The 18,626-nt window shown below is 41.0% G+C and carries 19 protein-coding genes; 12 read left to right on the plus strand and 7 right to left on the minus strand.

Annotation, left to right across the window (positions count from 1 at the left end; genetic code table 11):
- Positions 1–419 precede the first annotated feature (419 nt).
- A complete protein-coding gene (locus tag H3V00_RS10780; RefSeq protein ID WP_198208081.1) occupies positions 420–1,313 on the minus strand; it encodes a Rossmann-like and DUF2520 domain-containing protein in 894 nt (297 codons plus the stop codon).
- A gap of 133 nt (positions 1,314–1,446) precedes the next feature.
- Here H3V00_RS10780 and minC point away from each other — a divergent pair, with 133 nt between their 5' ends.
- From minC to dtd, 5 genes are all read left to right on the plus strand, one after another.
- Positions 1,447–2,178: a septum site-determining protein MinC gene (gene minC / locus H3V00_RS10785; RefSeq protein ID WP_025329961.1), complete on the plus strand. Its 732-nt coding sequence runs from the start codon at positions 1,447–1,449 to the stop codon at positions 2,176–2,178.
- A gap of 61 nt (positions 2,179–2,239) precedes the next feature.
- Positions 2,240–3,055 (plus strand): septum site-determining protein MinD, encoded by an 816-nt coding sequence (gene minD, locus H3V00_RS10790; protein WP_025329960.1) that lies wholly within the window; start codon positions 2,240–2,242, stop codon positions 3,053–3,055.
- A gap of 3 nt (positions 3,056–3,058) precedes the next feature.
- Positions 3,059–3,325: a cell division topological specificity factor MinE gene (gene minE, locus H3V00_RS10795; RefSeq protein WP_025329959.1), complete on the plus strand. Its 267-nt coding sequence runs from the start codon at positions 3,059–3,061 to the stop codon at positions 3,323–3,325.
- On the plus strand, positions 3,325–4,251 hold the full coding sequence (locus tag H3V00_RS10800; protein WP_084547468.1) for a hydrogen peroxide-inducible genes activator: 927 nt from the start codon (positions 3,325–3,327) through the stop codon (positions 4,249–4,251). Before minE ends, H3V00_RS10800 begins: the two co-directional genes overlap by 1 nt.
- A 181-nt stretch (positions 4,252–4,432) precedes the next feature.
- Positions 4,433–4,867, plus strand: a complete 435-nt coding sequence (dtd, locus tag H3V00_RS10805) for a D-aminoacyl-tRNA deacylase (RefSeq protein ID WP_025329957.1) — start codon at positions 4,433–4,435, stop codon at positions 4,865–4,867.
- Positions 4,868–4,904: 37 nt separating this feature from the next.
- Here dtd and H3V00_RS10810 read toward each other — a convergent pair whose 3' ends face one another.
- Positions 4,905–5,549 (minus strand): hypothetical protein, encoded by a 645-nt coding sequence (locus H3V00_RS10810; protein WP_198208079.1) that lies wholly within the window; start codon positions 5,547–5,549, stop codon positions 4,905–4,907.
- Between the two features lie 643 nt (positions 5,550–6,192).
- On the opposite strand from H3V00_RS10810, the gene H3V00_RS11710 reads away from it, so the two are divergent.
- Together H3V00_RS11710 and H3V00_RS10820 are read left to right on the plus strand one after the other, a co-directional pair.
- A complete protein-coding gene (locus H3V00_RS11710; protein WP_370570107.1) occupies positions 6,193–6,465 on the plus strand; it encodes a CHAP domain-containing protein in 273 nt (90 codons plus the stop codon).
- Between the two features lie 125 nt (positions 6,466–6,590).
- Complete coding sequence (locus H3V00_RS10820) at positions 6,591–6,938, plus strand: hypothetical protein (protein WP_198208077.1); 348 nt, start codon at positions 6,591–6,593, stop codon at positions 6,936–6,938.
- A gap of 49 nt (positions 6,939–6,987) precedes the next feature.
- On the opposite strand, the gene H3V00_RS10825 is transcribed toward H3V00_RS10820, so the two are convergent.
- From H3V00_RS10825 to H3V00_RS10835, 3 genes are all read right to left on the minus strand, one after another.
- Positions 6,988–7,551, minus strand: a complete 564-nt coding sequence (locus tag H3V00_RS10825; protein ID WP_096766317.1) for a DNA-3-methyladenine glycosylase I — start codon at positions 7,549–7,551, stop codon at positions 6,988–6,990.
- A gap of 52 nt (positions 7,552–7,603) precedes the next feature.
- On the minus strand, positions 7,604–8,170 hold the full coding sequence (locus H3V00_RS10830; protein WP_198208083.1) for a TMEM165/GDT1 family protein: 567 nt from the start codon (positions 8,168–8,170) through the stop codon (positions 7,604–7,606).
- Between the two features lie 320 nt (positions 8,171–8,490).
- Positions 8,491–9,945: an anion permease gene (locus H3V00_RS10835; protein WP_096766331.1), complete on the minus strand. Its 1,455-nt coding sequence runs from the start codon at positions 9,943–9,945 to the stop codon at positions 8,491–8,493.
- 398 nt (positions 9,946–10,343) lie between these two features.
- Here H3V00_RS10835 and dnaK point away from each other — a divergent pair, with 398 nt between their 5' ends.
- The 4 genes from dnaK (at position 10,344) to H3V00_RS10855 (ending at position 16,536) form a co-directional block, all read left to right on the plus strand.
- A complete protein-coding gene (gene dnaK, locus H3V00_RS10840) occupies positions 10,344–12,278 on the plus strand; it encodes a molecular chaperone DnaK (protein WP_198186759.1) in 1,935 nt (644 codons plus the stop codon).
- 291 nt (positions 12,279–12,569) lie between these two features.
- On the plus strand, positions 12,570–12,737 hold the full coding sequence (locus H3V00_RS10845; protein ID WP_167539456.1) for a hypothetical protein: 168 nt from the start codon (positions 12,570–12,572) through the stop codon (positions 12,735–12,737).
- A gap of 171 nt (positions 12,738–12,908) precedes the next feature.
- Positions 12,909–14,078 carry an alpha-hydroxy acid oxidase gene (locus H3V00_RS10850; RefSeq protein ID WP_198208075.1) on the plus strand — a complete coding sequence of 390 codons (1,170 nt, stop codon included), beginning with the start codon at positions 12,909–12,911 and terminating at the stop codon, positions 14,076–14,078.
- Positions 14,079–14,256: 178 nt separating this feature from the next.
- Positions 14,257–16,536, plus strand: a complete 2,280-nt coding sequence (locus tag H3V00_RS10855) for a Tex family protein (RefSeq protein WP_198208072.1) — start codon at positions 14,257–14,259, stop codon at positions 16,534–16,536.
- A 65-nt stretch (positions 16,537–16,601) separates the two neighbouring features.
- Here H3V00_RS10855 and H3V00_RS10860 read toward each other — a convergent pair whose 3' ends face one another.
- Together H3V00_RS10860 and budA are read right to left on the minus strand one after the other, a co-directional pair.
- Positions 16,602–17,039, minus strand: a complete 438-nt coding sequence (locus H3V00_RS10860) for a hypothetical protein (RefSeq protein ID WP_037393202.1) — start codon at positions 17,037–17,039, stop codon at positions 16,602–16,604.
- A gap of 112 nt (positions 17,040–17,151) precedes the next feature.
- Positions 17,152–17,853 (minus strand): acetolactate decarboxylase, encoded by a 702-nt coding sequence (gene budA, locus H3V00_RS10865; protein WP_198208070.1) that lies wholly within the window; start codon positions 17,851–17,853, stop codon positions 17,152–17,154.
- Positions 17,854–18,052: 199 nt separating this feature from the next.
- Between budA and H3V00_RS10870 the strand changes: the two genes are divergently transcribed.
- Positions 18,053–18,535 (plus strand): YnfA family protein, encoded by a 483-nt coding sequence (locus tag H3V00_RS10870; protein WP_232339802.1) that lies wholly within the window; start codon positions 18,053–18,055, stop codon positions 18,533–18,535.
- Positions 18,536–18,626: the final 91 nt, after the last annotated feature.

Here is an 18,626-nt window from a genome sequence, read left to right on the forward strand (position 1 = left end):
GTAAAGCATGCCGCCAGCGTTCAATCTGAGCCAGGATCAAACTCTTATGTTTAATCTTAGCTTTTTTGTAATCCCGAAGTTCCCTTCGGTTTCACTGGTCTGCTTCAAAGTTATTGACAAGAAATGTTTTTATCTTGTCTCTCTGAATCAGTGTGAGGCCTCTTGGCACTCACACTTATCGGTAATCTGTTCTGTTAAAGAGCATTGCTTTCGACTGCGTTCTACTTTAAACTGTTCGTTTGTTTCGTGTCGCGTCATCAGCGAAGAAGGCGAACTATACGCCTCCACTAATCCTCTGTCAACTCCTGCCTGCATTTATTTTTCACTTTCTCCTCACTCAACTGTTTTTACTGAGTTTATTTTTGATCCTCTATTCTTGATTACTTCAAATTCGTATTCTATAGCTGTGTATTTACTTTCTAATTCTCTTGCGTATTGATTATTTGCAAAATCTGTTGCTGTTTTTCTGCACTCAATGTGGTTAAGTGTAAGGTTTGCTCTGCCAATGCTTTATATAGTGTTTGTTCTGATTGTTTTAATGATTGCCAGTGGCGAGCAATGGTATTGCTGTCACCACGTTTAATGGGGCCGGTTAAGGCTTTGCCTGGAGACATCATCTGTAATTGATTGAGATTTTGCTGCATTAGTTGATTTACTAGAGTTTCTGCTAATTCTTGCGACAAAGACAGTGAAGCCAATATATTTCTTGCGAAAGCATTTAATGTTACTAAAAAATTTGCACTGATGGAGAGAGCTGCGTGATAACGGCTTTTCTGAGCAGAATCAATATTAAAGTAGGATAAATTTGCTGCCTGTGCCAATTTATATAATAAAGGTAATGCTTCTGCATCGCCTTCTATTGCACATAGATGCCCCGGTAAAGTATTGATGGCCGTTTCTATCGAAGCAAAGGCAAATACCGGATGTAATGAACCTACTAATAATTTTTGTTGATTGTGAGGTATTAATATATTGCTATTTAATGCACCACTAAAATGAAGTATCAATGTGTCAGCCTTTAGCCAGTCAATTTGATGTATTTTCCTACTAATTTCTTCAATGAACTGATCGCTTACACCTATGACTATAATATCCGCTGGTGGTAATGTTTCTAGCTGTTTGTGTACTTGGATGTGCGGTATGTGATTTTTAAGATACTCTGCAGCTGAAAAATTACGATTCCAGACTGCCTGAATATTAATCAGTTTACTTTGATGCCAGATTATGGCTAATGTTGAGGCAACCTTACCTGCACCAACAATGTTTACGCTTGGCCTGTGTGCTTTTTTCAGGCAAATGGAGCTAGTTGTCATTATTAATTTTTCTAACTAAAAGACGATTATTTTACCTGAGACTTCGTGTTGCAATTGAAGCCTTTTAACCAAAACGGTACACTTCAATACTTACTCTATATTCTAACCATAATTTACTTGGGCAAACACGTTAATGAATGCTGCTTTTAATGTGAAATCTGCGCGTCTGGATACGCTGTCAGTACAATTACTGACAGATGATCTGACTTTGATTAACCAGGAACTAAAGCAACGGGCAGAACGTTTTGGTAATTTACGCAATATGCCTTTTACTCTGGATCTGCAAAATCTTTCCAATCAGGCAAATGTGAATTTAGCGAAGCTGATTGCGCTGTTTGCACGATATAATTTGCGCATTATTGCTATCCGCCATACCGATTTATCCTGGTCCAATCTGGCTAAACAGCATAATATTGCCTTTAGCATTCTTCCAGAGGAACAGGCCAGTGCACGCGTCAAAGCTGTAACTGAGGCGCAAATACCACAAATTACTGAAAAAGAAAAATTTACTTCATCTGTTTCTGCCTTACCAACTCTGGTAATAGATCGCACTATTCGTACCGGTCAGCAGGTTTATGCAGAAAAATCTGATTTAATTGTTCTGGGACTGGTAAGTGAAGGGGCGGAAATTATTGCGGATGGCAATATTCATATCTATGGCCCTTTACGCGGCCGGGCTTTGGCTGGTGCTGCCGGAAATAAGGATACTCGCATTTTTGCACAGTCTATGCAGGCCGAACTGGTATCGGTAGCAGGAATTTATCGCATTTTTGATCAGCAATTACCAGCACATCTGTATCGTCACCCTGTACAGATTTTCCTGCAGAATGACCGGCTGGTGCTTAGTGCGATTCAGGCACATTAATTTTATGACTGATTTTTGAGTGTATTGACAGATTCATTTATATAACAAAAGGATTTTGATTGTGGCAAAGATTATTGTGGTGACGTCAGGTAAAGGTGGTGTTGGTAAGACCACAACCAGTGCCAGTATTTCAACAGGTCTGGCTTTAGCAGGCCATAAAACTGCAGTAATTGATTTTGATGTGGGCTTACGTAATCTGGATTTGATTATGGGTTGCGAACGCCGTGTAGTTTATGATCTGATTAATGTTATTCAGGATGAAGCTACCCTGAATCAGGCATTAATTAAAGATAAACATTGTGAAAATCTTTATGTATTACCTGCCTCTCAGACCCGGGATAAAGATGCACTTACCCGCGATGGTGTAGAAAAGGTTTTAAAAGATCTGACTGAGAAGATGGGCTTTGAATATGTAGTCTGCGATTCACCTGCTGGTATTGAACAAGGTGCATTAATGGCCTTATATTTTGCCGATGAAGCCATCGTCACTACTAATCCGGAAATTTCCAGTGTACGTGACTCTGACCGTATTCTGGGTATTTTATCCAGCAAATCTCGCCGTGCCGAAACTAATGGAATACCGGTAAAAGAGCATTTACTGATTACCCGTTATTCACCTGAACGTGTAGAAAAAGGTGAAATGCTGTCTGTACAGGATATTCAGGATATTTTGCGCATTCCATTAATTGGTGTCATTCCTGAATCACAAAATGTATTACAGGCATCTAATTCTGGTACGCCGGTTATTTTGCAGGAAAATTCAGTTGTTGCTGAAGCTTATAAAGATGTTGTCGCTCGTTTGCTGGGTGAGGATCGTCCAATCCGTTTTCTGGATACTGAGAAAAAAGGTTTTCTCAAGCGACTGTTTGGAGGATAAGACATGTCTATAATAGATTTTCTTTTTGGTAAGAAGCAACAATCCGCAAAAACGGCTCGCGATCGTTTACAAATTATTATTGCGCAGGAGCGAGCCACTCATACACCGGATTATTTACCTACACTACAAAAAGAGTTACTGGAAGTGTTATCAAAATATGTTCATGTTTCTTTAAATGATATTCATATTTCTCAGGAAAAGAAAAACGGTATGGATGTATTGGCATTGAATATTACTTTACCTGAAACAGGAAAGAAAAAGGCCAGTTAATGACGCTGACTGAATTGCGCTATATTGTGGCTGTAGCTCAGGAAAAACATTTTGGACGTGCTGCCCAGCGATGTTTTGTAAGTCAGCCTACTTTATCCATTGCAATTAAGAAGCTGGAAGAGGAGCTTGGGCTGGCATTATTTGATCGCAGCAGTAATGAGGTAATGACAACTGATGCTGGCCAGCGAATTGTGGTACAGGCTCGCCGTGTTCTTGAAGAAGCTGATCGTATTAAGCTGATGGCGAATCAGGAACAGAGTGAGCTGGAAGGAATATTTAAACTTGGTCTGATTTTTACCATTGCACCGTATCTGCTGCCAAAGTTGATTTTATCTTTGCGAGAGATGGCTCCTGAAATGCCATTACAGCTGGATGAAAACTATACAGATGTATTAAAAGAATCACTTAAGCGTGGTGATCTGGATGCTATTGTAGTAGCAGAACCATTTGTTGAAACCGGGCTGGAAACTATTCCGCTTTATGATGAGCCTTTTTTTGTTATTGTTCCAAAAGGCCATGCTTTCGAGCAATTGGACGAGGTTACACCAAAGCAACTAGGTGAAGAACGGGTATTACTGCTCACCGAAGGCAACTGTATGCGTGATAATGTACTGGCTAGCTGTCAGGAATTGGCTTCGCGTCAGAAAATTCAGGGACTGTCTAATAGTATTCAGGGAAGTTCTATCAATACGATCAGACATATGGTGGCCAGTGGTCTGGGTATTAGTGTCATGCCAGCTACAGCTTTAACAGAGAATGATCATCTGTTGTTCAGTATTATTCCTTTTACTAGTCCGACACCGGAACGGCGCGTGGTTCTGGCCTCCAGACGAAATTTTGTTCGTCCTAAAGCCTTGCGCATGATTAAGTCTGCTATTCTGGCTTCGCAGTTAACTGGGGTAAAATTTATTCATGATGCTGATTAAGTTTTAGAGCAATCAAAAAACGCCTGTACTCTATAGCAGGCGTTTTTTGATGCACAAAATTTTCTGATTTAATGATTTAAGTTATATATGATTACAGATTATTTAATCATATGAAATTGATTAAATAATCTGTAATCTATAAATGAATTTAAATTCAAACAGATTCGAAACAGGATTTTCTATGATTGCATTAATACAGCGTGTGAAAGAAGCCAGCGTCTGTGTAAACTCTGAAATAGTCGGACAAATAGATCAGGGATTACTGGTGTTATTAGGTGTGGAAGAAGGAGATGATTTACAAAAAGCTGAACGTCTCTGTGACAAAGTACTTGGTTATCGGATTTTCAGTGATCAGGATAATAAAATGAATTTGAACGTTAAGCAGGCTAATGGTCAGTTACTGGTTGTTTCGCAATTTACGCTTGCTGCCGACACTAAAAAAGGGATGCGCCCTAGTTTTACAAAAGGTGCAGCACCAGAAAAAGCCAATGATTTGTATAATTATTTTGTTGAATTATGCCAGAAACAAATTGTGACTAAAACCGGTATCTTTGCCGCAAATATGCAGGTTTCTCTGATTAATGACGGACCGGTAACATTCTGGCTGCAAGTTTGAGTACTTATATTTTATTCAATAGCAAACAAATTAATTTTTAGTATCGGCTGAGTTCCTGCTTTAATACGCGGATATTGGCTTGCCGGTCTGTTATATTTTGTTGCCAGCGCTGAATTTGTGCTGTTGCTCCCTGCTTTTGTGCCTGACGTAACTTTTGCTGGGCTATTGTCAATGCATTCTGTTCACTGGCAATATCACGTTGAACCAGTTGTTTTGGTGTCAGTTTGGGTATAGTGATTATTTTAGCCGGTACTGTAACCATATTATTTTTGTTTCTAATCATAGTCACAGTTTCAGGTTTCGGGGGCTGTTGTCGCAGTGAAATACCTATTTTGGGTGAAGCCGGTGTCTTCATTAAGTCACTGTCTCGTCCAAATTCAGCACTGTACCAAAGACGCTGCAACTGCTCCAAACCCGGAGTATTTTGATTTTCCAGAGAATATTTTTTTAGATTATCATCATCTGCAGGTGGATACTTTGCAATCTGACACTGAACATCTAAAGGTTTGGTTGTATAGCTGACATGATTATTTGCCAGCGGACAAGCATACCAGACCACAGATTTAGGCTCACTGGCTGTGGATACAGCTGCTGTTGTGTCTTCAGCCCAAACCACATCCATATCACTGAAAAACAATAAACAGATAATGAAATAAAAGCTAAATCTGAACTTGTTTTGCATAACAATTACTCGTTACGTCCACATTTAAATACATACACAATGTAGTTTTATAGCACAATTTGCTGATTTGGATAATTAACCAGTGACTGAAATCTTTACAAAATATAATTGTAAGGCAAATTATCTGGTGTACGGGTATTTTTATATTATTGTAATATATATATACAGAGTTTACGTTATTTAATTTATTCTCCTGATGTTTTTGATAATTCCAAAGATTGTACTTAACTACATAAATAAAAATCATAAAATTAATTCATCCTTCTTAAATTTACTTTTAATTATTAATTAACATAATGATAAAATATTAAATAATAGGAAAACAAAATGTTACTTAAATCTAAAAAAGTTTTCTTCCCAATAATTATTGTATTAATATTATTAGGATTCAGTTTTTATTATGTATATGAAGATCTCTTTGTCGATGAGAGAAAATAGGTACGGTTGTCGATGAATATAATGGTGTTAAGGTTTACTACAATGGAAAAATCAGCCATGTAAGTGAAAGAAATATAGCACCAGATGGCTATAATTTAGGATTAAAGTATCAATGTGTCGAATTTATTAAGCGCTACTATTATGAACGCTTTAATCATAAAATGCCTGACAGTTACGGGCATGCCAAACAATTTTTGATGATTCGATACCAGATGGAAATCTTAATCCTAAACGTAATTTACTTCAGTTCCATAACGGCTCCCCTACAAAACCTCAAGTTGACGATATTATTGTCTTAGGCTGGTCTAAATATGGCCACGTAGCCATTATCAGTAAAGTTACTGACAATGATATTGAGATCGTTCAGCAAAATCCTGGTCCTACTGCCAGTAGTCGTGCCACTTTTCCGTTAATTTATAAAGATGGATTATGGAAAATAGATTCTTTTCGTGTTTTAGGTTATTTGCGTAAACGTTAAAAGCAAATTACATGATGAATCACAGAAATAGTTGTTAATTCTCATACGGTTTTAATGGATTAACTTCTTGCTTTATGGTAGTTTATATTATTGATTAATTGAGAATAGTTCGGAGTTTAATAATTATGAGTACCAATTCCATTTTGAATGGTTTCGCTTTGGGCAATATGATTGCTAATAGCGAGAGTTTTGGATTCAGCAATGGTTATAAAAAAGCACAAATGGAGTTTAGACATCAATCATCCCAAATATATCAAAATGGTTATACTCAGGGTTATACTCAAGGTTGTCTTGAATTAAAGAGACAACTACTGCCAGTTATTGAACAACAACAGTCAACTATTGCGAAACTACAATCAACTATTGCGAAACTACAGTCAATTATTGCACAACAAAAAAACATAATTGAGTGTCAAAAAAAATATTCAGAGTTATTGGAATTTAAATACTGCGAACAGAAAAAACAAAAATAACATTTTTTATTTTTATAGCTTAAAAAAAATGGATCTTTTAATAGTTATTTTAATGCTGGGCACAAAAACAGTTTGTTAAATGATCATTTACTAATCCCATTGATTGCATAAACGCATAGCACGTAGTCGGACCTACAAAGCTAAAACCACGCTTTTTTAAAGCTTTGGACATAGCGCGACTAATTTCTGTCTGTGTTGGCACCTCTGATAAATGTTTATAGTGATTGATAATCGGTTGATCATTAACAAATGACCAGATAAAACTGGCAAAATCTTCCCCATGTTGCTGCATGGATAGATATGCATGGGCATTATTAATAATTGCTTTGAGTTTGGCCGGATGGCGAATAAGCCCGGAATTCTGTAATAGTGGTTCAATATCGGTAATTGTAATAATTTGATGCGGATTAAAATCATAGAAACAACGCCGGTATTCATCGCGTTTTTTTAATATAGTAATCCATGATAAGCCCGCCTGCTGGCCTTCCAGACAAATCTTTTCAAACAGTTTTTGCCCGTCTCTCTGTATTTTTCCCCATTCAAAATCATGATAGTGTTCATACAATGGGTCGGCGTTGACCCATTCACACCGTTGTTTCAACTGTTTTTGCATAATATTTGAATCCGCTTAATGTTATAAATTTTGCAGAGTTATCTGATAATTTTTAATATAACCATGTCTGAATCAGGGTGATAATACCTAAAAGACAGAACAGAATGCAGGCTCCTATACGGATACGGTTTAAGGGTAAACGCTGCATCAGCCAGTTTCCGAAAAATATTACCGGAACATTAGCTAATAACAAACCTACTGTACTACCCAGAACTACTGAAAATAAATCACGGTATTGAGCTGCCAGCAAAATAGTAGCAATTTGGGTTTTATCACCCACTTCTGCCAGAAAAAATAATACTGCGGTAGCCACGAACGGACCATAACGCATAAACCGAGTATCTACACCATCATCTTTGTCCGGCTTTAACAGCCATAAACCCACTATCAGAAAACTGAAGCTTACAACCCAGCCCATTAACTGCGGCGTAAAAAAACGTGCTACTTCTACGCCAAACCATGCAGAAACAATATGATTAAGTAAGGTGGCACAAAGCATACCGGCAATGATGGAATATTTGCGCGAAAATCGGGTTGCCAGAAATAAAGTCAGTAATTGAGTTTTGTCACCAATTTCAGCAAGCGCAACTGGAATGACAGAAGAAAGAAAAGCATGAATCATTTTCAGAATACCGTTGGCGGGCAAAAGACAAAAGACACAATAAAACCCCCGCCGTAACGGTTTTATGTGTCTCAAGTCTCGTTAGTCCGCCAACAGGCAAGGACGTTACGACCATACAGCAAAAACTGTAAATATGTTGACCGTAACCACAGGCTTGAAGAAACCACCTGTGCAACTACTCCCTTAAGGCAGGGCATCATAACCCATTCTATACAAACGCAACAAGTGAAATTCTTTAAAAATTCATTGAATTTGATTTCAGACAACGAAACAGGCTGCCATACTTTATGGCAGCCTGCAATAATAGATTAATCAGATTAATAATAACCCAGAACTTTCCACCAAACACCACCGATAAACACAAATATAATCAGTTCGACTACACTCATGATGAAACCGACTTTCCACCATTCGCCTAAAGTAACATAGCCTGAACCGAATATCACAGGTGAAGTACCAGTAGCATAATGCGTTAGTGTCATCATGATGCTGGAAGCTGCAGCCATCATCAGTGCAAACAGCATCGGAGGTGCGCCAAGCGCCAGACCGGCAGAATAGAAGGCAGCAAACATGGCTGTAATGTGAGCAGTAGTACTTGCAAACATATAGTGCGCATACATATAAGCCAGTAATAATAAGGCACAGGCACCCATCCAGCCCATACCCAGTCCGCCTATGCTGCTTTCCAGCACACCAGAGAACCATTTAATCAATCCGAGTTTATTCAGGAAAGTAGCCATCATGACTAATGCAGCAAACCAGGTAATGGTATCCCATGCACTTTTTTCTTTCAGAATATCATCCCAGCTTAATACACCGGTTAACAATAACAATGACAAACCAATGAATGCAGTAGTGGTCGCGTCTATAATGTATGCATCACCAAACAGCATGGCCGGCACACCTGCCCATAAAATCAGCAATACTGCAAAAATACCCAGCATGATTTTTTCATCACGGGTCATCGGCCCCTGCTCTTTCAGACGCTCTTGAGCAAAAGCAACGGCATTGGGTGTTTGCTTGATTTCAGGCGGATACAACCAGTAAATAATCAGTGGCATCAGGAACATCGCTATCAGACCCGGTATTAACATTGCCAAAGCCCATGTACCCCATGTCAGATTAATATTTTTATTGGTTACATCGGCAATCAGCCTCACAATTAACGGGTTAGGAGCGGTAGCAGTAATAAACATGATTGAGCTGATGGGATTGGCATGATAATTTACCAGAGCCAGAAATTTACCCATACGTTTTTCTGTGCCCTTTTCAGGATCAGAATCATAGCTGGATGCAATAGACTTCATGATTGGGTGAATAATGCCACCGCCACGAGCAGTATTACTCGGTGTAACCGGAGCCAGTATTAATTCCACTACGGCCAGACTATAGGCAACACCTAGAGTACGTTTACCCCATAACCTAATGAACAGATAGCCCACACGTGCACCAAGACCGGTTTTTAATAAACCGCGCGAAATCATAATTGCCACACCAATCAGCCAGATCAGCGGATTACCAAAACTGCTTAAGGCATCACCCATAGCCTTACTGGGATCATTATTGGTTACACCGGTTAAGGCAACCAGCATAATGGCAATAATAGATAGTGCACCAATTGGCATTGCTTTGCCGATAATGGCAGCAATAACTCCGACAAACATGGCCAGTAAATGCCATGCCTGAGGTGAAACCCCCTCTGGAACCGGTATGAACCAGATAATCAGAGCGATTATCAGCGCAATAGCCGCGGGAATGGGTTTAAACCCAATTTTTACAGGCATACAACATACTCCTAAATCATAAAGATACAGACTACAGCCAGACAGAAATCACTAACCTGAATGTGATTGTATACTTTTATAGCAAAATACCGTCTGATATAAAGCAAAAAAGTATCAGACGGTATTAACGAAAGTCAGATGATTATACTGTTTAAGCCTGAATGAATATAACATACAGCTGTGTAAGTAAACGCTATTGATGTTAAAGCAGATTTTCCGGATGCGATTAAATAGATAAATTTTGCAAAACTATGCTTGAAATCGTGCCGGGCATACCCATTTACGATTCATTAGCAATAGTATGGCGGTGGTAATTAACCACCCTGTTTGCAGCCGTAATATAGCGGCGCAAAGTACGAAATTAAATAATTAGGAGATTATTAATTATGGCAAAAGTAATCGGTATTGACTTAGGTACCACCAACTCCTGTGTTGCCATTTCCGAAGGTGGCCAGACTAAAGTAATTGAAAATGCAGAAGGTGCACGTACTACGCCTTCAATTGTTGCTTATCTGGACGATAACGAAATTCTGGTAGGTGCACCAGCCAAACGTCAGGCTGTTACTAATCCGAAAAATACTATTTATGCTGTAAAACGTCTGATCGGTCGCAAATTTGATGATGCTGAAGTACAGCGCGATATTAAATCTATGCCTTTTCAGATTGTTAAAGCAAATAATAACGACGCATGGGTAGAAGCACATGGTGAAAAACTATCACCTCCGCAAGTATCTGCCGAAGTATTGCGTAAAATGAAAAAAGCAGCTGAAGATTATCTGGGTGAAAAAGTAACTGAAGCTGTTATTACCGTGCCGGCTTATTTTAATGACAGTCAGCGTCAGGCTACTAAAGACGCCGGTCGTATTGCCGGTCTGGATGTAAAACGTATTATCAATGAACCTACTGCCGCAGCTCTGGCTTTCGGTATGGATAAAGGCGAAAAAGGCGACCGCAAGATTGCCGTATACGACCTTGGCGGTGGTACATTTGATATTTCTATTATTGAAATCGCTGAAGTTGATGGCGACAAACAGTTTGAAGTACTGGCCACCAATGGTGATACATTCCTGGGCGGTGAAGACTTCGACCAGCGTTTGATTAACTACATCATTGATGAATTCAAAAAAGATCAGGGTATCGATCTGAAAAATGATGTAATGGCTCTGCAACGTCTGAAAGAAGCTGCTGAAAAGGCGAAAATCGAACTTTCCAGTGGTCAGCAGACAGAAATCAATCTGCCTTACATCACTATGGATGCTTCCGGCCCGAAACATCTGGCGATGAAAATTACCCGTGCCAAATTTGAAAGTCTGGTAGAAGATCTGATTACCCGCTCTATCGAACCTTGCCGCACTGCAATTAAAGATGCCGGTCTGAGCGTAAATGATATTAATGATGTTATTTTGGTAGGCGGTCAAAGCCGTATGCCAAAAGTACAGGAAGCTGTTAAAGATTTCTTTGGTAAAGAACCGCGCCGTGATGTTAATCCTGATGAAGCTGTTGCTGTAGGTGCTGCTATTCAGGGTGCCGTACTGGCCGGTGACCGTAACGATGTGCTGTTACTTGATGTAACACCTTTGTCTCTGGGTATTGAAACCATGGGCGGTGTGATGACTAAACTCATCAACAAAAACACTACCATTCCGACTAAAGCAACTCAGACATTCTCTACAGCTGAAGATAATCAAAGTGCGGTAACCATCCATGTATTACAGGGTGAACGTGAACGTGCTTCTGCTAATAAGAGTCTGGGACAATTTAATCTGGGTGATATTCCTCCTGCACCCCGTGGTGTACCTCAGGTAGAAGTTACTTTTGATATCGACGCCAACGGTATTTTGCATGTATCTGCAAAAGACAAAGGTACCGGCAAAGAAGCTAATATCACCATTCAGGCTTCTTCCGGTCTGAGCGAAGAAGAAATCGAACGCATGGTAAAAGATGCAGAAGCTAATGCTGAGGAAGATCGCAAACTATCCGAACTGGTAAGCAGTCGCAATCAGGCTGAAGCTTTGATTCATTCAGTACAGAAATCTTTGACTGAATATGGCGACAAACTGGATGCTGCTGAAAAAGAAAAAATTGAAGCAGCCATCAAGGAAGCTGAAGAAGCTGTTAAAGGCGAAGATAAAGCTGCCATTGATGCTAAAGCCGAGGCTTTAGGTACAGCCAGCCAGAAACTGGGTGAAATGATGTATGCTCAGGCACAGGCCGAAGGTCAGCAGGCCGGTACTCAGACTGAACAGTCACAAAGCAAAGGCAGCGATGACGTTGTAGACGCTGAATTTGAAGAAGTAAAAGATAAAGAGAAAAAAGACTAATTTTTTCCTGATACTATTTAACCCCGCTTCCAAGCGGGGTTTTATTTTATCTGGCCATAGCTCTGCAGACTAAAAAATACCATTTATATCTGTTTATATCTGTCATTTCTGCCGCAAAATTTCTGATTTTATTATTATTACCAGTTTATAATCATTTATACAGATAAAAATATCAATAAGCAGAAATTGTGAATATTTAATGTCCTGTAAAAAAACAGACATATTGGCAAACTGACCGTTACAATAATCGTAGCGATTATTTACAATAAAGAAATACAACTGGAGCGAAAGATGGATTTTTATATTTTACTGATTTTACTTGGTGTCTGTTGTGCCATACTAACTGCCGGATTTTGCGGACGCTCACAACGCTGGGGACCATGGACTATGCTGGTTGGCATTAGCTGCCTGCTAATTCTGATTATGGTGATGATATATAAACTATCGCGCGTTGTCTGAATTCTGATTCCTGTCTGCCAGCTTCATTCTGATTCCGGCAGATGAATAACTATTTAAGAATCAGTTGGAAATCAATGATGGTGATTACAACCAAATAAAATTGATGTATAACATTATCTTCTCTAGCTAAGACTGTTTTCTTCAAAGAAAATTTGAAAAATAGGTATCCACATGCAAAACAAATTAAGCAAAATAACCTGTATCGAAGATTTGCGTAAAGTTGCCAAACGCAAAGTACCTAAGATGTTTTATGATTATGCTGATACTGGTTCGTGGACTGAATCTACCTATCATGCCAATAGTAATGATTTTCAGGAAATTAAATTACGCCAGCGTGTATTGACCGATATGACCGGCCGTACACTGGAAACAACAATGGCAGGTCAGACAGTAAAAATGCCGGTGGCACTGGCACCTACCGGATTAACCGGTATGCAGCATGCCGACGGAGAAATTCTGGCCGCACGTGCGGCCGAAAAATTCGGTGTGCCGTTTACGCTGTCTACTATGTCTATATGTTCTATTGAAGACGTGGCAGAAAATACCAGTGCTCCGTTCTGGTTTCAATTATATGTTATGCGTGACCGCGAATTCATGCGCGATCTGATTCGCCGCGCTCAGGAAGCCAAATGCTCAGCATTGGTGGTTACTGCTGATTTACAGGTTCTGGGACAAAGGCATAAAGATATTAAAAACGGGCTGTCTACGCCGCCTAAACCCACACTGCGCAATTGGATGAATCTGGCTACTAAGCCGGAATGGTGTCTGGCTATGCTGAATACACAGCGTCGCACTTTCCGTAATATTGTCGGTCATACCAAAGGTGTTGCCGACATGACATCATTGTCTTCATGGACATCTGAACAGTTTGATCCGCGCCTCAGCTGGAAAGACATTGAAGAAATCAAAAATCTATGGGGCGGAAAATTGATTATTAAAGGCATTCTTGATGCCGAAGATGCTGAAATGGCTGTGAAATCCGGCGCAGATGCAATTATAGTGTCTAATCATGGTGGTCGCCAGCTGGACGGCGCTCCTTCGACCATCCATGCATTACCCAATATTATTTCTGCTGTAGGCAATAATATTGAAGTCTGGCTGGATAGTGGTATCCGCAGCGGACAGGATGTTCTCAAAGCTATTGCTATGGGAGCCAAGGGTACACTAATTGGCCGCGCATTCCTGTATGGTCTGGGTGCATATGGTGAGGATGGTGTAACACGTGCACTGGAAATTATTTATAACGAAATGGATATCAGCATGGCCTTTACCGGTCACACTGATATCAAAACCGTTAATAAAGATATTCTGATACCGGGCACCTATCCGATAGCCGGCTAAATCTGCCTGATTCTAAGGATATTTAAAAGCTATTTGTCTCAGACAAATAGCTTTTTTATCGATACCGCTCATCTTATTCAGCATTTGGTATAACTAACTGGCTTTTTAACTGACATGAACAGGTGACAAAGCCACTTCAGCCGGCTATGCTTGCCTTTTTATTGCTTATTAGACTGTTATGAACATCACTGAAAAAATTGCTTCAGAGCTGAATGTTGCTTCCGCACGAATTCAGGCAGCGATTGACCTGCTGGATGATGGCGCTACGGTACCGTTTGTGGCACGCTACCGTAAAGAAGCCACAGGCGGACTGGATGATACTCAGCTGCGGACGCTAGCTGAACGATTACAATATCTGCGTGAATTACAGGAACGCAAACAAACTGTATTATCCAGCATCGAAGAACAGGGCAAACTGACTGATGAGCTGCGCCAGAGCATAGAAGACGCTGATAATAAAACTGCTCTTGAAGATATCTATCTTCCTTATAAACCCAAACGCCGTACCAAGGCACAAATTGCACGCGAGTACGGGCTGGCACCATTAGCTGAATCACTGCTTACTCAGCCAGATCTGGATCCGGAAACTGCCGCACTAAATTATTTAAATGACAATGTCGCTGACAGCAAAGCCGCTCTGGACGGAGCGCGCGCAATTCTGATGGAACAATTTGCCGAAGAAGCCGCTCTGATAGGACGTTTGCGCGAGAAATTGTGGCGTGAAGGCGAAATCCATGCCACAGTTATCGAAGGTCAGGAAAGTGCCGGTGAGAAATTCAAAGATTACTTTAATCACCGTGAACCGATTCACAGCATGCCCAGCCATCGTGCTCTGGCCATACTGCGCGGTCGTAATGAAGGTATATTGTCGCTCAGTCTGAAATACCAGCCTGATGATACACCTGCCGGCGAACAGAGTATTTATGAGCAACTGATTGCACAACAGTTTGGTATCGCAGATATCGGACGTGCTGCTGACCGCTGGTTACGTGACACAGTGCGCTTAAGCTGGCGTGCCAAAATTTTTCTTTCATTGGAACTTGAAGCCCTCAACCGGCTTAAAGAAAATGCTGATCAGGCTGCCATCAGTGTATTTGCCCAAAATCTGAAAGATTTGCTGCTTGCAGCTCCGGCCGGCTGTCTTACCACTATCGGTCTGGATCCCGGTATCCGTACCGGAGTAAAAGTAGCGGTAGTTGATGATACCGGTAAGCTACTGGAAACAGCTACTATCTATCCGCACCAGCCGCGTAACGACTGGAAAGGTGCTCTGACTGCACTGATGCATCTGGTAAAACAATATAAAGTCCGGCTGATTGCCATTGGTAACGGTACGGCCAGTCGTGAAACCGACAAGCTGGCCGGTGAACTGATTCGTGCCCTGCCTGATTATCATTTGCAAAAAATCGTTGTTTCTGAAGCCGGTGCCTCTGTTTACTCCGCTTCTGCTTTAGCAGCCAAAGAATTTCCTGAGCTTGATGTCAGTCTGCGCGGTGCTGTGTCTATCGCCCGCCGCCTGCAAGACCCGCTGGCAGAACTGGTGAAAATCGACCCTAAATCAATTGGTGTTGGTCAATATCAGCATGATGTTAACCAGAGCCAGCTGGCCAAAAGTCTGGATGCAGTCGTAGAAGATTGTGTAAACGCTGTCGGAGTGGATGTGAATACCGCATCAGTTGCCCTGCTGGCGCGCATTTCCGGTCTTAATAGTACACTGGCACAGAATATTGTCAGTTATCGTGACCAGAATGGTGCTTTTGCCAATCGCAAAACTCTGCTTAAAGTACCGCGTCTGGGCAGTAAAACTTTTGAACAGGCAGCCGGCTTTCTGCGTATTCAGGGCGGTGATGAACCTCTGGATGCCAGTGCAGTCCATCCGGAAAGCTATCCTATCGTTGCCAGAATGCTCAAAACGGCTCAGCTGCGGGCTGACCAGCTGATTGGCAACCGCAGTGTGCTCAAAACACTTAAACCCGCAGATTATATCGATGCTAATGTCGGTTTACCTACGATTAACGACATTCTGGCTGAATTGGAAAAGCCCGGTCGTGACCCGCGCGGTGAATTCCAGACCGCAACATTTGCTGATGGTATCGAAGACATCAGCGACCTTAAACCTGGCATGGTTCTTGAAGGCGTAGTCAGTAATGTGGCCGCATTTGGTGCTTTTGTCGATATTGGCGTGCATCAGGACGGACTGGTACATGTTTCTGCCTTAGCTGACCGCTATATTGCTGATCCTCGTGATATTGTTAAAACCGGCGACGTAGTTAAAGTGAAGGTTATCGATGTTGATATAGCGCGTAAACGTATTGCTCTGTCCATGCGTCTGAACGACGATGCTCAGCCTGCATCCCGCCAACACGAACGACCACGCCGGCAAAATGGTAAAACACAAAATGTATCCGGCACAGATAATGCTATGGCGGCAGCATTTGCCCGGTTAAAACAGCAATAGACAAAAGACCGCTATAAAGGGGCACCTCTGCCCCTTTTTTCATTAAACAGCCTGCATATAATATCTTAGCGACAATCTTTGCCAGACAACGGCACACTTACCTGTGAATGATCCTGAAAAGTATAAACATACACAAAATTAAATCCCCCCAACAACATACGCCGTGTCAGAGGCTGACGGCACGCCTGCTCTAAATCCTTTTTCACTGATGCCGGATTGAAATTAGCCTGATTTCGCTTACTGTCCAGCATGGTATACGAATAATAAATAGTCTGATTGTGCCGTACAGCTGCTGTAAACAGATTCTGTTTGTGTTGCTGTGGCAGTTTCTTCTGTAATGCCAGCAATTGCTGATCTACAGACGTAGTCAATACCGGATCAATGGCCAGAGGCATATGCCGAGGTTTACTGGCAGCTTCTGCAGAAGCTGCACCTGATTCATCCGGCTGCCGGTTACAGGCTGCCAGTAAGCACAAACAAAATAGCGCAATTATTTTTTTCATGGCTGACACTTTCAGAGCAGATACAGACAGGAGTTATTCGGTAATACCGGAAAATTTTGTTCTCTCCCCTTAATTTACTCCAGATAATCAATAATAGTGTAACACGCGCTGATTAATTTTCTACTTGCTTAATAACTTTATTTAAATCATCCATTTTCAGATTCTTGCGTAAATATTCTTCACTTTCAGGTAAAGCAATTTGAACCGATTGTTTGCACTCATACGCCAGCTCAGCATTACTTGCAGAAAAATCTATAACATGACCACCAAGTTTACGTGTAGTATCAATAAAATGTAGATGAAAACCGGCTACAGATAATTCTTTGAAAAACTCTGGCGTCCAGAAACCGATTAATGTGCCGGTGACATTTTCTACCGTATCCACGACTTGCTGTTCAAAAACTTTAACAACAGACGGATAAGGTTTATGCTGAGCAAACGGACGACGAATCTTCAGCTCATCAAACTGTCCGCTGATTCTTACTGCCACGAATACATTATCCAGAGGCAGATAGTGCGCCAGATGCGCATACAGATTGCTTTTACAGACATCAGTTATATCCACGACTTTATCAGGCTGAAATGTTGTAACCTGTACGAACGGCAACAGCTCATTATCGCCCATCACCTTAACCGCCTTATCACCGTCGGCCTCCAGAAAATCATGGTCAACAATTACCTCACCGGCCAGAGCATGAGAACAGCCTAAACCAAAATCACCATATTTTTTTGCTTCTCCCACACTAAATACTCCATCAAACAACCCTGCCATCAATGCATTAATGGTTGAAAACTGGACAATTGCTTTTTTCATTTTTTGCTCCGAGAATAGACAATAAATTTTATTTACATATTAATATACTCTAAAATAAAAATTTATTGAATAAACAATGTTTATATGGTTATTGCTGGTCAATTTAATACCAATAAATAACCGGACATCAGCAGAATCAATTAATTATTTTGATAATGTATTTAAATTCAGAACAGCAAGGTTTGAATCAGGTTTTGTATTGCAGTTACACTGGCAACAGCACTCACCTTTGGCAGATATCCTGCTGAAATCAGATTGTCCGGTGCAGGTAAGACTATTATGGTATAAGCGGTTCTCTTTATTTCTGCATCTGCAAGGCAGGTGGCCACAATCAATCAGACTGATTCGAAAACTCACCATGAAATCTTTTGTTTATTATTTTCTGGCTGCTGTTGCTGAAATCAGCGGCTGTTTTTCTTTCTGGGTCTGGCAACGCATGGGCAAATCAGTACTCTGGCTACTACCCGGCACACTGTCACTGTTGTTGTTTGCATGGTTGCTGACGCTGGTGGAAAGCAATATTGCCGGACGGGCATATGCCGTTTACGGCGGTATTTATATCTGCTGTTCGTTGCTGTGGTCTTGGCTGGTAGAAGGATCTGTACCGGATAAATGGGATATCAGTGGTGCACTGGTATGCCTGCTTGGTGCAGCAATCATTTTGCTTGCTCCGCGTGGCTAAACAAAATTTGTTTATATGATTATGGTATTTACCAGTGCGAAAAGTGACAAGCCGGCAGGCTGCGTCTAAACTGACTGTTTATTGCTGAACA

This window comes from Snodgrassella sp. W6238H11 (assembly GCF_016100525.1).
In the GTDB taxonomy this organism is placed as follows: Bacteria; Pseudomonadota; Gammaproteobacteria; order Burkholderiales; family Neisseriaceae; genus Snodgrassella; species Snodgrassella alvi.

Coding starts and splice junctions, on each gene's coding strand:
- H3V00_RS10780 (WP_198208081.1), bottom strand. CDS start 1,313: ATGACAACTAGCTCCATTTGCCTGAAAAAAGCACACAGGCCAAGCGTA.
- minC (WP_025329961.1), top strand. CDS start 1,447: ATGAATGCTGCTTTTAATGTGAAATCTGCGCGTCTGGATACGCTGTCA.
- minE (WP_025329959.1), top strand. CDS start 3,059: ATGTCTATAATAGATTTTCTTTTTGGTAAGAAGCAACAATCCGCAAAA.
- H3V00_RS10800 (WP_084547468.1), top strand. CDS start 3,325: ATGACGCTGACTGAATTGCGCTATATTGTGGCTGTAGCTCAGGAAAAA.
- dtd (WP_025329957.1), top strand. CDS start 4,433: ATGATTGCATTAATACAGCGTGTGAAAGAAGCCAGCGTCTGTGTAAAC.
- H3V00_RS10810 (WP_198208079.1), bottom strand. CDS start 5,549: ATGCAAAACAAGTTCAGATTTAGCTTTTATTTCATTATCTGTTTATTG.
- H3V00_RS10820 (WP_198208077.1), top strand. CDS start 6,591: ATGAGTACCAATTCCATTTTGAATGGTTTCGCTTTGGGCAATATGATT.
- H3V00_RS10825 (WP_096766317.1), bottom strand. CDS start 7,551: ATGCAAAAACAGTTGAAACAACGGTGTGAATGGGTCAACGCCGACCCA.
- dnaK (WP_198186759.1), top strand. CDS start 10,344: ATGGCAAAAGTAATCGGTATTGACTTAGGTACCACCAACTCCTGTGTT.
- H3V00_RS10845 (WP_167539456.1), top strand. CDS start 12,570: ATGGATTTTTATATTTTACTGATTTTACTTGGTGTCTGTTGTGCCATA.
- H3V00_RS10850 (WP_198208075.1), top strand. CDS start 12,909: ATGCAAAACAAATTAAGCAAAATAACCTGTATCGAAGATTTGCGTAAA.
- H3V00_RS10855 (WP_198208072.1), top strand. CDS start 14,257: ATGAACATCACTGAAAAAATTGCTTCAGAGCTGAATGTTGCTTCCGCA.
- H3V00_RS10860 (WP_037393202.1), bottom strand. CDS start 17,039: ATGAAAAAAATAATTGCGCTATTTTGTTTGTGCTTACTGGCAGCCTGT.
- budA (WP_198208070.1), bottom strand. CDS start 17,853: ATGAAAAAAGCAATTGTCCAGTTTTCAACCATTAATGCATTGATGGCA.